Annotated in this window: 9 protein-coding genes; 2 read left to right on the plus strand and 7 right to left on the minus strand. The window is 68.3% G+C overall.

What is annotated here, in order from left to right; all coding sequences use genetic code 11:
- Positions 1 to 304: 304 nt before the first annotated feature.
- Positions 305 to 2845, plus strand: coding sequence for a LamG-like jellyroll fold domain-containing protein (locus SACAZDRAFT_RS21380; protein WP_005445150.1), 2541 nt, complete (start codon positions 305 to 307; stop codon positions 2843 to 2845).
- A 79-nt stretch (positions 2846 to 2924) separates the two neighbouring features.
- Here the strand turns inward: SACAZDRAFT_RS21380 and SACAZDRAFT_RS21385 are convergent, their stop codons facing one another.
- Positions 2925 to 3686: a GntR family transcriptional regulator gene (locus SACAZDRAFT_RS21385; protein WP_005445151.1), complete on the minus strand. Its 762-nt coding sequence runs from the start codon at positions 3684 to 3686 to the stop codon at positions 2925 to 2927.
- A 114-nt stretch (positions 3687 to 3800) separates the two neighbouring features.
- Between SACAZDRAFT_RS21385 and SACAZDRAFT_RS21390 the strand changes: the two genes are divergently transcribed.
- Positions 3801 to 4076: a zinc finger protein gene (locus SACAZDRAFT_RS21390; protein WP_005445159.1), complete on the plus strand. Its 276-nt coding sequence runs from the start codon at positions 3801 to 3803 to the stop codon at positions 4074 to 4076.
- Positions 4077 to 4158: 82 nt separating this feature from the next.
- Here SACAZDRAFT_RS21390 and galK read toward each other — a convergent pair whose 3' ends face one another.
- The 6 genes from galK to SACAZDRAFT_RS21420 form a co-directional block, all read right to left on the minus strand.
- The gene (gene galK / locus SACAZDRAFT_RS21395) at positions 4159 to 5340 is read right to left on the minus strand and encodes a galactokinase (protein WP_005445161.1); all 1182 of its coding nucleotides are present in this window, start codon (positions 5338 to 5340) and stop codon (positions 4159 to 4161) included.
- On the minus strand, positions 5337 to 6152 hold the full coding sequence (locus tag SACAZDRAFT_RS21400) for a DeoR/GlpR family DNA-binding transcription regulator (RefSeq protein WP_005445164.1): 816 nt from the start codon (positions 6150 to 6152) through the stop codon (positions 5337 to 5339). The genes galK and SACAZDRAFT_RS21400 overlap by 4 nt, the downstream gene beginning before the upstream one ends.
- A gap of 265 nt (positions 6153 to 6417) precedes the next feature.
- Positions 6418 to 7767, minus strand: coding sequence for an NAD(P)-binding domain-containing protein (locus tag SACAZDRAFT_RS21405; protein WP_005445166.1), 1350 nt, complete (start codon positions 7765 to 7767; stop codon positions 6418 to 6420).
- Between the two features lie 306 nt (positions 7768 to 8073).
- On the minus strand, positions 8074 to 8607 hold the full coding sequence (locus tag SACAZDRAFT_RS21410; RefSeq protein ID WP_005445168.1) for a hypothetical protein: 534 nt from the start codon (positions 8605 to 8607) through the stop codon (positions 8074 to 8076).
- On the minus strand, positions 8588 to 10321 hold the full coding sequence (locus SACAZDRAFT_RS21415; RefSeq protein ID WP_005445170.1) for a VWA domain-containing protein: 1734 nt from the start codon (positions 10319 to 10321) through the stop codon (positions 8588 to 8590). The genes SACAZDRAFT_RS21410 and SACAZDRAFT_RS21415 overlap by 20 nt, the downstream gene beginning before the upstream one ends.
- Before the next feature lie 36 nt (positions 10322 to 10357).
- Positions 10358 to 12934 carry a P-loop NTPase fold protein gene (locus tag SACAZDRAFT_RS21420; RefSeq protein WP_005445172.1) on the minus strand — a complete coding sequence of 859 codons (2577 nt, stop codon included), beginning with the start codon at positions 12932 to 12934 and terminating at the stop codon, positions 10358 to 10360.
- Positions 12935 to 12953 lie beyond the last annotated feature (19 nt).

Raw genomic sequence — 12953 nt, forward strand, 5'->3', positions numbered from 1 at the left:
ATAAGGGGAATTCAACCACGAAGCAACAGAAACCAACAAGCGAGGGTTGTCACCAGGGGGTATGGGTCCGGCTAGGCCGACCGTGGTGCCCGTCACCCGTCCGTCGGTTTCGTCGTCCACGGAGCGTGTCGGGTCGCCGGTGTGGCCACGAGGGGCCGCACTGTTGGAACCTGGTCGGTCTTGTTGACACTTCGATGCCTTGTGTGTGAAATGCTTCACTGCCGGAGATCATCCGTGGGAAGCGGACCGGCGTGCCCTGCGTCGGCGGCGAGGCCGACGCGGTCCCCTGCGAGGAGGGTGTTCGATGCTGCCACCCGCACCACCGACCCGATCCCGTGGCCGCCGGTTCCGTTGGCGAACCGTGCTCGCCACGATGTCCGCGCTGCTGCTCACCGGTTCGCTCACCCCGGTGGCCACGGCGGAACCCGATGTGGACTGGTCCCCGGGCGAGCCCAGGCTCGTGACTCCGTGGACGCACGACGTGTCGCCCGAGAACGCGTTGCCGGAGTATCCCCGGCCGCAACTGACCCGCTCCGAGTGGCGCAACCTGAACGGCGTCTGGGAGTTCGCCGGGGCCACGGAGGGGGAGCGACCGCCCTTCGGGGAGACCCTGCCGGAACGCATCCTCGTGCCGTACCCCACCGAGTCGGCGTTGTCCGGCATCCAGCGCCACGAGGACCACATGTGGTATCGCCGGACGTTCGAGGTGCCGGCGAAGTGGCGGATCGGCGAGCACAACCGGCTCACCCTGCACTTCGGCGCCGTCGACTACGAGGCCACGGTCTACGTCAACGGGCAGGAGGTCGCCTCGCACACCGGCGGGTACGGCTCCTTCTCCGCCGACGTGACCGACGCGTTGACGCCACGCGGCGAGCAGGAGATCGTCGTGGGCGTCACCGACCGCACCGACGCCACGTGGCAGCCGGTCGGCAAACAACGCGCCGTGCCCGACCGCGGCATCTTCTACGAGGGCGCGTCGGGCATCTGGCAGACGGTCTGGATGGAGCCGGTGTCCTCGGCCCACGTCACGACGCTCGACATGGTGCCGGACATCGACGAGTCCGTCCTGAACCTGACGGTCAACACGGCGGGTGCCTCGGAGGACGTCGCGGTGGAGGCCGTGGTGCGGGACGGCCGCCGCGTCGTCAGCCGCACCCGGGGTGCCGCGGACGCGCCGCTGTCGGTGCCCGTGCCGGACGCGAAGCTGTGGTCACCGGACTCGCCGTTCCTCTACGACCTCGAGGTGGTGCTGCGCGACCGGGGCGGAAAGGGTCGTCCGGTCGACCGCGTGTCGTCGTACTTCGGGATGCGTGAGATCGACATGGCCGAGGGAGAGGACGGCAGGCTGCGCATCACCCTCAACGGCGAGGTGCTGTTCCTGATGTCCACTCTGGACCAGGGTTACTGGCCCGACGGCATCTACACGGCACCCACCGACGAGGCGCTGCGGTTCGACCTCGAAGCCCACAAGCGACTGGGCTTCAACACGGTGCGCAAGCACATCAAGACCGAACCCGACCGCTGGTACTACCACGCCGACCGGCTGGGACTGCTGGTCTGGCAGGACATGCCCTCGATGCGCACCGGCGGCAGGCCGCCCGCCGACGCCGCGGCGCAGTTCGAGGCCGAACTGCACGAACTGGTGGAGCAGAAGAAGAACTGGACCTCCATCATCGGGTGGGTTCCGTTCAACGAGGGCTGGGGCGAGTGGTCCCGTGAGGACACCGGCCGCATCGCCGACGAGGTCGCCGAGCAGGACCCGACGCGGCTCGTGAACGCGCACAGCGGTGTCAACTGCTGCGACTCGCTCGGCGACTCGGGCAAGGGCCACGTCATCGACTGGCACGCCTACGTCGGGCCGGCCACGCCGACGCCCGACGCGCACCGGGTCTCGATCGACGGCGAGCACGGCGGTTTCGGCCTGGAGGTCGAGGGCCACATGTGGTTCGGCGAGGGCCACGCGTACGAGATGGTGCCCGACTCCGAGAGCCTCACCGCCGCCTACGTCGACAACCAGCGGGCCGTGCTGGAGGCCGCGCGGTCGTGTGCCATCAGCGGGGCCATCTACACGCAGGTGACTGACGTCGAACACGAGGTCAACGGCTTCTTCACCTACGACCGGCAGGTGGAGAAGATGGACTTCGACGCGGTGCGGGAGATCAACGAGGAGATCATCGAGGGCGCGGACGGCACCGGTGGCGGCGGTGTCGAGCCCGGCCCGGGCACCCCGGGACTCGACGGCGTGCACGCCTACCCGTTCGACGAGGGCGCGGGTGAAACCGCCGCGGACGCGGTGGGCGGCGCCGACGCCACGCTCACCGGTGCCGAGTGGACGGACGGCGTGCGCGGCGGAGCCGTGTCGTTCGGCGGCGCGGGCGAGGCGGACACCGGTGCCGCGCTGGTGAACCCGCAGGGCAGCTACTCCGTGTCGGCGTGGGTCCGCCTCGACGAGGCGGGCGACGGCTTCCAGACCGTCGTGAGCCAGGACACGGGCGCCCACAGCGCGTTCTTCCTCCAGTACTCCGGTCAGGACCAGCGGTGGGCGATGAGCTACGCCGGTCTGCGCGCCCTCTCGGCGGAGAAGCCCGAACCCGGGCGCTGGTACCACCTGACCGGCGTGCGGGACGTGCGGGCCGGAACCCTGTCGCTGTACGTGGACGGGGAGCACGCGGACACCAAGAGCGCGTGCCTGGCCGACGGCGGCGAGGGCAACACGGTGATCGGCCGCGCCCAGTACGGCGGCCAGGAGGTCGACCACCTGCGCGGCGACGTCGACGAGGTCAGGATCTTCGACCGCGCGTTGTCGCGCGAGGAGATCGCTCAGCTGGCCTCGGCGGGGAACTGATCCCCTCGGTGCGGGGCGAGGGCGCTCCTCACCCCGCACCGAGGTCCTCTGTGTGCAGTCTTCGGAGAGCTGGGCGCCACTACTCGGCAGCCCACTCGTAGCTCAGTTCGTACCGGTCCGCCGGGAGCACCATGTCGTTCATCTCCAGCGGAACGTCGTCCTCGCGATAAGCCACCCGCGTCACGGTGATGATCGGCGTGCCCTGACTGAGCTGCAACGCGGACGCTTCCTCCGGTGTCGGCATCCGGGACCCCACGTGCTCGGCGTACCGGCCGATGGTGTGACCTGCCTCCTCCAGTCGCGCGTAGGCGCCACCGGGGCCGGTCTCCACTTCCTCGACCTTCGTGCCGCGTGTGAACGTCCGGGGGAGCCGGGAGACGGAGAGCTGCACGACCTGGCCGTCGGCTCGCATCACGCGATCACGAACCGTCACCTCTTCTCCCGGCTGAACCTCCAGGTAGGTCGCGGTCCGCTCGTCGGCGGCCTCGAAGCGCACGTGCACTGACGACGAGGGTGTGAAGCCTCCGGTTGCGGCGTCGGCGAGGAACGCACTCTTGTCGGCCGCGCGGGCGGCGCGCGACAACCGGGAACGAGAGAGCCTCTGGATCTTGGCCGATGGGCGTACGAAGACGCCACGGCCGTGCTCGGCGATGACCACACCTTCGGTGCGCAACAACCCGATGGCCTCGCGAACCGTGAGTCGTGAAACGCCGTAGCGCTCGATCATCAGGCGCTCACTGGGCAGCTTGTCACCCGCGGCGTATTCGCCCGCCGTGATGCGCCTCCGCAGGTCGGCCGCGACTTGCCGGTGCAGGGGCACACCGCTGGTCTTGTCCACCATTCGATCGATTCTCCACAGGTCCGGTCGTCCTGACCAGGGTACGTCTTGACCTCCCTCTGCTCGTCTGCCACGGTGACAAACTGGTCCAGACGTCATGACCAGTTGGGGGATGTTATGCAGCCGTATCTGTGGCAACAAGCCGAGAAGTATCGGCACGTCTACGACACCGCGAAGTGGTATCCGATCCGGGCCGGGGTCGAGTTCGACACCCTGTGTGGGATCACGGTCGCGCCCACGACGAAAGACTTGATCCCCGGCCTGTGGCTCGATCCCACCTGCCATGAGTGCGAGAGGGGACTCGCCGAGCTCGCGGGTTGGCCGCCCGAACGATTGGAGCAATTGCGCAGTATTCAAGCCGGGCGACGGCCGGGCGACGCAGCGGACACGTAGGAATCAGGGCGGCGAATGACGATCGATCCGCCGCGTGTTCGTCCGTGCCTGTCGCCGCGGGCCGCCGTTGATCACAACGCCGTCACCGGACGCGGTGCGCTCCCGGGGAGGGGACGGCCGTGAACGCCGTGGGCTCGGCATAGCCCGCGGTGGCGAACGCCTCGCGCACCGCATCGAACACCGCCGCGGCGCGGTCGGCCGCGACCAGCGCGATGACACATCCACCGAAGCCGCCGCCGGTCATCCGCGCACCCAGCGCCCCGGCGGAGAGCGCGGCCTCCACCGCCGTGTCGAGTTCGCCGACGGTGACCTCGTAGTCGTCGCGCAGCGACGCGTGCGAGGCCGTGAGCAGGGGGCCGATGCCGTCGAGGTCGCCGTCGCGCAGCCTGTGCACCACGTCCTCGACCCGGGCGTTCTCGGTGACCACGTGCCGCACCCGCCGCTGCTGTTCGTCGTCCAGCCGCGGGAGAACGGCGGGCAGGTCGTCGACCGCGACGTCACGTAACGCGCGCACGCCCACCGTCTCGGCGGCCGCCTCGCAGGCAGCGCGGCGCCGCGCGTACTCGCCGTCGACGAGCCGGTGCGGGGCCCGGGTGTCGATCACGAGCAGCGTCCGGTCGTGGCTGGCGGTGTCGAACGGCACCCGCTCGGCGCGCAGCGAGCGCGTGTCCAGGAACAGCAGGTGGCCCTCCTCGCACGCGACGGACGCCATCTGGTCCATCACGCCGCAGGGCATGCCGACGAAGTCGTTCTCGGCCCGCTGAGCCAGCCGGGCGAGGTCCGCGGGCGCGATGTCGAGGTCGAAGAGCTCGTTCAGCGCGCAGGCCACGGAACACTCCAGCGCCGCCGACGACGACAGGCCCGCCCCCGCCGGCACGTCGCCGTCCACGGCGAGGTCCACCCCGCCCACGGCGTGCCCCGCGCTGCGCAGACTCCACACCACGCCGGCGACGTAGGCGGCCCACCCCGTGACGTCGCCCGGCCGGACGTCGACGGGGAAGCCGACCGGTTCGCCCGGTTCCTGCAACGACACGACGCGGACCCGGTCGTCCGCGGTGCGGGCCGCCGCGGCGCGCACGCCCTGCGGCAGGGCCATGGGCAGGACGAACCCGTCGTTGTAGTCGGTGTGTTCACCGATGACGTTGACCCGCCCCGGCGCCGCCCACACCCCGTCGGGTCGCCTGCCGAAGGCGTCCTCGAACGCCGTGGACACGGTCGCCGCCGACGGCGCCTCGGTGGTGCGGGAAAGCCGCTCGTCGATCATGCTCCGGTCTCGCTTTCGGAACTCGCGTCGTCTTCTGCCGCGGCGTCCACCACGACGAGGTCGCCGACCCGCTCGCGCAGCGCCTGCTGGTGCTCGTCCGCGAGTCCCGAGTCGGTGATCAACACGTCGGCGGCGTCGACGTCGGCGATGGTGCTGATGCCCAGCACGCCGTACTTGGTGTGGTCGGCCAGCACCACGAAACGGCGGGAGGCCTCCACGAACGCGCGGTCGGTCTCGGCCTCCATCAGGTTGGGGGTGGTGTACCCGTTGTGGACGTCCATGCCGTGCACGCCCATGAACATGATGTCCAGGTTGACCGAGCGGATCGCGGCCACGGCGAACGGGCCGACCAGCGCCTCCGACGGCGTGCGGATGCCTCCCGTGAGCACCACGGTCTGGTCGGTGCGCGGGCGGCGCGAGAAGACGTCGGCGACCTGCACCGAGTTGGTGACCACCGTGAGGTCGGGCAGATCGCGGAGCAGCCGGGCGAAAGTCCACGTCGTGGTGCCCGCGGAGACCCCCACCGCCATGCCCGGTTCGACCAGGCGCACGGCCGCTTCGGCGATGGCGAGCTTCTCGGCGTTCTCGCGGCTCGACTTGGCCGCGAACCCGGGCTCCTCCGTGCTGCGACCGCCGGGCAGCACCGCCCCGCCGTGGACCTTCTGCAGCTGGCCCTGTTGCGCCAGCACTTCGAGGTCGCGGCGCACGGTCATGTCGGACACGCCGAGCCGCTCGACCAGCGCGCTGACCCTCACGGCACCGGACCGACGGATCTCCTCCAGAATCCGCGCCCGACGTTGGCTCGCCAGCATGGGACCGTCCTTCCTGCCCTGCTCCGCCGCTGTCGGCCCTCGCAGCGCCGACACAGTGCGTTCCGTTGGAACAGGATCGCACATTTTCCCAAGCCTATCGAGCGAAGTGATCGGCAAGAGTGGGGACCCGGTCACGCTCGGATCGCAGGTCAACGAGCTGATCCGTCAGAAAGGTCGTGTTGAAGCACTCGGATTCGAACAGAAAGCCACAGTCGGGCAGGGGCCCGCACCGGTCCTCACCGGCGCGGGCCCCTTGCGCGGTCGACTACTTGCCGGTGGCGAGGAACGCCTCCGCGGAGTCGTCCATCGCCTCCCACCACGGCGTGTGGTGCTCGGGCGCCTCGGTGCCGGTGCACGGGGAGGTGAAGCCCGAGAAGTCGCGGTAGCCGGTGATGGTCTGCTTCTTGTGGTTCAACCAGGTGCGGAAGTGCTCCCGGGTGAGGTCGAGGTCGAACTTCGGGTAGTCGACGTCGGCGAGCAGGTCCTGGATGTGCTCGGCCTGGAAGTCGACGGCCTCGACCGAGGAGGACACCTTCTCCTCCCGGGCCCGCCAGCCCGCGATGTCCCGGCGCATCTCTTCGGCGGAGGGCAGGGTGACCCGCCCGAGCACGTAGTCCCGGGCATACCAGGCCTCGGCGTCGAACAGCGTGAAGGTGTAGTACTGGTCCTGCATGCCCAGGTACATCAGCTTCGGGTTCTGAACCCAGAACACGCCCTTGTAAAGGTTGTCCGGGTACAGGATGTTCTTGGTGCGCAGGCGCAGGCCGTCCTCGAGGAACGGGAAGTGGTGCCGGTAGCCCGTGCACAGCAGGATCGCGTCGATCTGCCGGGAACTGCCGTCGGCGAAGTGCACGGTGTTGCCCTCGACGCCCGTGAGGAGCGGAACCTCCGAGATCCCCTCGGGCCAGTCGAAGCCCATCGGCGCGGTGCGGTAGCTGATGGTGACCGACTCGGCGCCGTACTTTTTGGCCTGCAATGCGAGGTCCTCGGCCGAGTAGCTGCTGCCCACGACCAGCAGGTTCTGCCCGGCGAACTCCCGCGAGTCGCGGAAGTCGTGCGAGTGCAGGATCCGGCCGGGGAACTGCTCGAAGCCGGGGAAGTCCGGCACGTGCGGGCTGGAGAAGTGCCCGCTGGCCACGATGACGTAATCGAATTCCTCGGTCCGGGTCTCACCGGTCTTCAACGCCTCCACCGTGACGGAGAACGTGTCCTTCTCGGGGTCGTGGGAAACCCAGCGCACCGCCGTGTCGAATTGGATGTACCGGCGGATGTCGCTTTGTTGTGCCCTGCCGATGATGTAGTCGTACAGGATTTCGCGCGGCGGATACGAGGGGATGGGCTTACCGAAATGCTCGTCGAACGTGTAGTCCGCGAATTCGAGGCATTCCTTGGGTCCGTTCGACCAGAGGTGCCGGTACATGCTGCCGTGTACCGGGTCTCCGGCGGCGTCCACGCCGGTTCGCCACGTGTAGTTCCACAGGCCGCCCCAGTCGCTCTGCTTCTCGAAGCACACCAGTTCGGGGATGTCGGCTCCGTTCTTGCCCGCGTCCGCGAAAGCGCGCAATTGAGCCAGCCCGCTCGGTCCTGCTCCGATCACCGCGACGCGCGATGCCATGCAATTCCTCCGTGTCGTCGATCCGGCCGGTTCTCCCGAGCCTTCGGTCCCTGTCCGGTCGTTGAAACTCGAAAGAACCGGATCAGTGCTCGCAGAGAGTAGGCAGAGCTGCGTGCGAAGTGTCCAGGTTCAAGTGGTGAAAATCGCTTTTTGGTAGCTGATTCTTAACGGGAGCTGAGAATCTTCGAGGATGTTCACCGAAGTTTCTCCGGAGGTGTTATCTTATTCGGTTCGGCTGCCGGAATTATCCATTCTGGAGTGAATAACCCTCGGCTGCGTGCCTGGTCGCGTCCGTGTTCGGCGGCGTCAACCACCGGAGCGGCTGTGGTCGAGGAGCTTCTGCGCGACGCCGATGGTCTCCTGCAGGCTCTGCTTGATGTACCGGAGTCGCCGTTCGAGGTCCGCCGCCGATGATTCGGGATCGAGCCGCTCCAGCTGGTTGGTGGCGGAGCGGAGGTCGTCGAGGATCAACTCGGTCACCTGGTGCTCGTGGACGGTGCCCGACGCGTTGTCGACGAGCTCACGCAGGACGGAGGCCGTCGCGCGCACCCCGGGGTCGTGCACCGGGAGGTCGACGAGCGCCTGGCGGCACCGGGCGGTGAACTCCTCGGCCTGCGCGACGGACATCCTACGGCGAGTGACCGGTGCTGGGCGCTCGGTGGCGGTTCGCGCGAGCAGCGCGGACGTCAACGCGATGGACACATGGACTGCCCCGGCGATCAGCACCCCGGTGATCAGGCCCAACACCCAGCCTCGGTTGGACCCGATGATGCCGCCGCCCACGAGTCCGAAGGTGAGCGAGAGCGCGATCGCGGCGCGATCAGAAATGCTTGAAGACACTGGGGAGCACCTGTTCGATGTCGTCGTTGTCCTTCCCGGCTCTGTATGCGACTCCCTTCGTCTTCGTCGCGATGTCTTCGAGGGCGGCCTCGTCGGCGTCGTCTCCATAGGCGATGGTGAAGATTCGGACCGACCCGGTCTTGTCCGCGGCGATCGAGTCGAAGAAGTCCTTCTTGGCGCCCGGGACCTCTCCGTCGCTTTGGCCGTCGGTCAGCAGCACGATGGACCTGGCTACGTTCTTCGCCGTTTTCCCTCGCAGGGTGTCGTAGGCCGCGAGAGTGCCACTGTAAAGCGGTGTGGCCTTGATGGTCGTGTGATCGTTCAGCGAGGTCACTGACTCGATCAGATCGTCGCGTGCTTGACCGGCCATCGACGGGAACTCGCGAATCCGGTGGGGGTTGTCCAGGTCCGCGTCCAGCGTCCAGAGGCCGACCTTGACGTCGTCGTCGAGTCTTGTCAGCACGTCCTCCACCGCTGATTTGACTCGGTTCAGCTTCGACGATGGGCTGCCGACCGGACGGGCCATCGAGTCCGAGATGTCGATCAACAACAGCACCTGGACGTCGACGCGGACCTTTTTCCAGTTTTCGAGCACCTTCTCGATGACGTCTCCCGTCGGGCGCTTGAGGGAGGTGACATCGAGTTGCTTCGGACTCTTGACGGTGTCGGCCAGGTCTGGGGTGGCATCGCCGTCGCTGTTGCGGAAACCTGCCTCTTGGAACCGTCTCTGCTGATCGTCTTCGAGCAGGAACGTGCGGAACTCCTCGGCGAGCTCCCGCTTGTCGTCGCCCAAGCCCTCGACGATGAGGAAGGGGTGGTCGAGCACGACGGTGCTGTCGGAGGGATGGATGGCCACGAGTGGGTTGTTCGGCTCCCGTCCGTTGCCTGGTCCCTCGCGGAGGGCGCCCTTGTTGTACTGGTAGGCCAATTGCTCTTGCATGACCATGGCTTCGATGTAGGGCGACTTGTTCTCCTGGTCACCCTCGTAGAGATTCTCGAGGAAGACCACGGAGTCCTCGGCGTAGAGATCCACCAGCGACTCCAGGTCCTCGACGAACGAGAACACGTCATCCTTCTCGACGTCCTCGAGGGTGAGTTCGTCAGGGGTCTTCGCGGCGGCGTGGTGCGCTGCGATCGTCGCCGCGAGTCCCGAGGAGGACAGCGTGGGCTTGTCCTTGCCCATGCCGAAGTTGTCCAACGCCGCCGGAAGGGCCGCCTTGTCCGCGTTCGCGAGATCGCGGAGGTCCTTCCAGCCGAGGTCGTTGTAGCGTTGCTGGAGGACCTTCGCCTGCGCCTCGGGCACTGCGATGACCAGAGGACTCTCGGCGATCGAGGTGTCCTCGCCCTCGAACAGGTTCCTGTCGATTCTGTGTTCGACGCGGACCGCCCACATCGAGGTGCTCGGCATCCACACGTCGGGGTGGGTCGCCTTGGCCTTCGTCCAGCCGCTCTTCATGAACAGGTCGGCGGCCTCGCCCGAGTTCAGTGGCTGGACTTCCACCTTGCCGCATCGGAAGTTCACCACGGGCTCGGTGTCCGTGAACTCCGTGGCGTGCGCCGTGACGAGGTCTGCCTTCTCCGTGGAGACGTTGACGTGGAGGGTGACGCAGTTCTCCCGGTCCACCGACTTGTAGAGCGCCAGCATCGAGCCGAGGACCCCGATGATGCCTACCAGGCAGCCGACCAGCAGCGGTATCGTGCGTGCGGTCGTCACAGCGCCCTCCCCCCAGGTTCGCGATCGGCGCGGCGCTCACGCCGTCACGAGATCGTGCGTGTCGAAACCGAAACGCGCAATTGTGCCGATCCACGTTTGATATGTCTGAAGATCATTGACCATCTTCCCGCGCAATTCAAGTGGAACGGCGCCTCCGGGGTCGTCGCTCGTCAAAATCGAAACGAACGTTTCGCGAGCGGCGGTGGGGTCGGAAACCAGCAGGCCCAGCAGGTCGAGCACGACACGATACGGGAACGACTCGAATTCGTCGTCGTGAATTCCGACCCTCACCAGGCGGTAGAGATTCACCAGTTTCTTCACCGCGCGGGGCGTGGGAAGGCGGGGAGCGATTCGATGGATGTACTCGCGCTCGGTGTCCCGCAGCCGTAGTTGCCGGGTGCGCAGTTCGCGCACTTCCACGCGGTCCCGGGACGGCGTCGGGGCGGGAATCGACGGTCGGTGCTCTCCGTCGGTCGTGGGAGTGACGTCGGTGTCCGGTGTCGGCGCGGGGTGTGGCGCCTCCTCCTCGGCGAGACCGGGCGGCAGGAGCGCATCGACCAACGTCGTGGTGCGCGACCCCATGGGGCGCAGTGTGAAGACGATCTGGAAAACCTTGTCGAGGTACTCGGGCGACAGCTCGGCCTCCTGCAGGCACTTGTGCAGCCACCGCGGGTCCACCGCAACCACGACGACGAAGAGCGGAAGCGCCAGCAGGAGGTGCACGGCGGCGAGGACGTCCACGACCTTCTTCGGCTCGCACCGATCCAGATCGTCGATGTAGAGCACGATGCGTTCCAGCGGAGGTGCCCCGTGAGCTCCGGAGTGCACCCACTCGCGCCGGGCCTCCTGCATGTCGCGATCCAACGCCCGCAGGTCGTCGTGCACCCGTCCGAGCAGCCCCCGATAGCGCTCGTAGCGGCCGTGGCGCACCTCCTCGACGAGTCGCTCCAGCCGATGGGCGGCGTCGAGTTGGTGCAACCGCTCCCGCACGTCCCGGATCTCGTCGTCGAGCTCTGCCCGCCTGGCGGTGACGGTGTCACGGACGCTCGACCCCAGCGGAGCCAGGGCGCTGCGGACCGATTCGAGCGTGCTCGCCACGGAGACCAGGCCGGTGACGAACGCGAGGACCGCGCCCGCGGTGGTGATCAACTCGTTCTCGTAGTGGAGCCAGCCCAACAGCGCGGCCGCGACACCGAGCAGCCCCACCACTGCGGAGACCACCGCGGCCCGTCGGCGTCGCGACGCGGTCGCCGGATCGGTCCCGGACGTCAGCAGCCGGAGCGTGCGGGTCACCCGCGAGCGGTCGACGTGGTCGCGCACACTTTCCAGACCGCGCAGGCGGACGCGCAGCTCCTCACGGGTTCGCTCGACGTCGTCGACGTCGTCGGCGAGATCGGCGAAGAGCTGCTCCACCAACCCGACCCACAGCTCGTCGTCGTGGTAGTGCCAGGCGTTGAACCGCACCTGCCGGACGGTGGCGGCGAAGGTGCTGCGACCCGGATTGTTGCGGGAGAGGTCGGCCATCCGCTCGACCCGCTCGTGGAGTTGCCGCAGGAAACTGGACTTGCCCGACCCCCACGGTCCCAACAGCGCCACACACAGCGGCGGTTCGGTGGCGCGGTCGGCGATCACCGCGGCGAGTGTGCGGACGTCCTGGTGGAAGCCGAGGAGGTCGTGCTCGCTCGCCTGGTCGCTCGTGGGGGTCGCCGTGCGCGACGGTTCCACCGCCGACTCGTCGAATCCGGTGCCGGCCACCTGCAGGCCCACGAGGTGGTCCCAGACCCGGATGGTCCGGTCGTCGCCGATGCTGACGACGCGCTCGGCGTCCGGTGCGGCGGCGATACCGAGCACGTGGCTGAGGTGCCCGTGCAGCACGAGCGGGTCGTCCGGCCGGGTGCGGTCCCAGACGTGGATCGTGCCGTCGTCGGCGGCCGCGACCACGTGCGTGTCGCCGGCGAACTCCACGGTGGAGACCGGGAACGTCGGACCGGAGAAGCGGGCGAGGTCGGTTCCGATGTCGGCGTTGCCGAGGACCACACTGCCGTCCGCCGCGCCGGTCAGCACGGCACCGCCGCGCAGCGCGACGGCGGTGACGGTGGCGTCACCCAGGCGCCGAGTGCGGCCGGACGCGAGGTCGATCACGTGGACGCCCGCGTTCTCCACGACCGCCGCGGCTCGGGTGCAGTCGGGGGTGACCGCGACCGCGCGCACCCACGCCGCGGTCGCCAGCAGCCGCCGGGTCGAGTTGCTGTCCACCTCGTGGAGCACGACGTCGCCGTTGGCGAGACCCGCGACCACGGCCGCCCGGCCGGACCCCGCCGCGACGGCGGTGGCGGTGAGGGCCCAGCGGGAGTCCGTCCGACTCTGCCGGACCGGTTCGCCGGAACGCAGCGACCAGGTGGTGACGTGGCCACCCTCGTCGCAGGTGACCATCGTGTCGCCGTGCACGGCGAGTGCCCGCACGGGTTTCGCGTGACCGGTGAACTCGCGTCGCAGCGCACCGGTGTGCAGATCCCATTGCCGGACCAGCCGGTCCTCGCCGCCGGTGAGCACGCGGTCTCCGGAGATCGCCACGGCGTGGACACCACCCTCGTGGCCTGCGAAGCTGTTCATGGTGATCCAGTTCACCAGA

The sequence above is a fragment of the Saccharomonospora azurea NA-128 genome, assembly GCF_000231055.2.
GTDB classification, from domain to species: Bacteria; Actinomycetota; Actinomycetes; order Mycobacteriales; family Pseudonocardiaceae; genus Saccharomonospora; species Saccharomonospora azurea.

What these genes read in the sequence shown, in the direction of transcription:
- SACAZDRAFT_RS21380 (WP_005445150.1), top strand. Translation starts at nt 305, where the DNA reads ATGCTGCCACCCGCACCACCGACCCGATCCCGTGGCCGCCGGTTCCGT.
- SACAZDRAFT_RS21385 (WP_005445151.1), bottom strand. Translation starts at nt 3,686, where the DNA reads ATGGTGGACAAGACCAGCGGTGTGCCCCTGCACCGGCAAGTCGCGGCC.
- SACAZDRAFT_RS21390 (WP_005445159.1), top strand. Translation starts at nt 3,801, where the DNA reads ATGCAGCCGTATCTGTGGCAACAAGCCGAGAAGTATCGGCACGTCTAC.
- galK (WP_005445161.1), bottom strand. Translation starts at nt 5,340, where the DNA reads ATGATCGACGAGCGGCTTTCCCGCACCACCGAGGCGCCGTCGGCGGCG.
- SACAZDRAFT_RS21400 (WP_005445164.1), bottom strand. Translation starts at nt 6,152, where the DNA reads ATGCTGGCGAGCCAACGTCGGGCGCGGATTCTGGAGGAGATCCGTCGG.
- SACAZDRAFT_RS21405 (WP_005445166.1), bottom strand. Translation starts at nt 7,767, where the DNA reads ATGGCATCGCGCGTCGCGGTGATCGGAGCAGGACCGAGCGGGCTGGCT.
- SACAZDRAFT_RS21420 (WP_005445172.1), bottom strand. Translation starts at nt 12,934, where the DNA reads ATGAACAGCTTCGCAGGCCACGAGGGTGGTGTCCACGCCGTGGCGATC.